Source organism: Pseudomonas sp. P4_C3 (genome assembly GCF_056402075.1).
The window spans coordinates 1-1,346 of sequence record NZ_JBFUIC010000617.1 but is presented as its reverse complement, the minus strand read 5'-3'; the positions used below and the strand labels follow the sequence as shown (position 1 = coordinate 1,346).

At 58.9% G+C, this 1,346-nt stretch carries 2 protein-coding genes; both read right to left on the bottom strand.

Translation table 11 applies throughout. From position 1 onward, the window contains the following. Positions 1 to 106: 106 nt before the first annotated feature. Complete coding sequence (locus AC1DVH_RS31210; protein ID WP_477757033.1) at positions 107 to 871, bottom strand: ABC transporter ATP-binding protein; 765 nt, start codon at positions 869 to 871, stop codon at positions 107 to 109. Positions 872 to 889: 18 nt separating this feature from the next. After that, positions 890 to 1,346, bottom strand: a 457-nt coding sequence (locus AC1DVH_RS31205; protein ID WP_477757032.1) for a succinylglutamate desuccinylase/aspartoacylase family protein, incomplete at its 5' end; no start/stop codon positions are given.

The following is a 1,346-nucleotide window of genomic DNA, read 5'->3' as shown; positions in this document are numbered from 1 at the left end:
AAGAACGATAACGCGCAATGCCTGAAAAATCGCGGTGTTCGCTTCGCGGGCAAGCCACGCTCCCACAGGGTTTTGCGCGGGGGCATAAGTTGGCTGGAGTGTATGATTATTTCAAGCTGCCGGACAGAAATTGCTGGAGACGCTCGGATTGTGGATTGACCAGCACTTCACGCGGATTGCCGCGCTCTTCGACCCGCCCCTTGTGCAGAAACACCAGTTGATTGGAAACCTCGCGGGCAAACCCCATTTCGTGGGTCACGACCACCATGGTGCGTCCTTCGAGTGCGAGATCCTGCATGACTTTAAGTACTTCGCCGACCAGCTCGGGGTCGAGTGCCGAAGTCGGTTCATCGAACAGCATCACTTCAGGTTCCATGGCCAATGCGCGGGCAATCGCCACGCGCTGCTGCTCACCACCGGACATATGCGCCGGCCAGGCGTCCATGCGGTGTGCCACGCCGACTTTGTTCAGGTAGTGTTCGGCTTTTTCCCGGGCTTCTTGCTTGTTCATGCCCAGCACATGCACCGGAGCTTCCATGACGTTTTCAAGGGCAGTCATGTGCGACCAGAGGTTGAAGTGCTGAAACACCATCGATAGCCGCGAACGCATGCGTTGCAGCTGCCTGGGTTCGGCAGCCTTGAGCCCGCCGAGTTTATTGGTCACCAGTTTGAGCTGTTCGCCATTGAGCACGATGTTGCCAGCGTTGGGCTGCTCCAGCAGGTTGATGCAACGCAGGAAGGTGCTTTTACCAGATCCACTGGAGCCGATAATGCTGATGACGTCACCGGCTTTCGCTTCCAGAGACACGCCCTTGAGCACTTCGTGGGCGCCGTAGCTTTTGTGAAGATCCTGAATTTCAAGTTTGTACATGGTTTCAACTCTCTGGAATCAGTCGCTGAGCAAACGGCCTTGGCGAATAGGGGTGTTACCGGCCACCTTGGCCAACCACAAACCAGGCTGGGCAAAGCGCAGGCGTTCACGGGCATACAGGATGCCGTCGGTGCTGGCGTGCACCACGCTGTGCTGATCGGTCAGCGGATCGATCACTTCGAAGAGCGGATCGCCGACCTTGACGTGGGCACCCAACGGTTGCAGATAACTCACCACCCCCGGGTGCGGCGCATAGGCGTACTGCGCACCGGCGAACGGTGTCGCCTCACAACGGCTCGGTGGCGCTGCAGGCCAGTCGCCGCTGATCAGGTCTTGCTCGGCGAGATAGCCGAGAATGGCCTGGGCACTGTCGACGCATTGCTCGCGCTCGGTGTCGGCCATGCCGCGCAATTCAATCGTGGTGGCCACGCACGCCAGCGGAATATTGGCTTCAGGAAAGCGCTCGGCCAGGTGC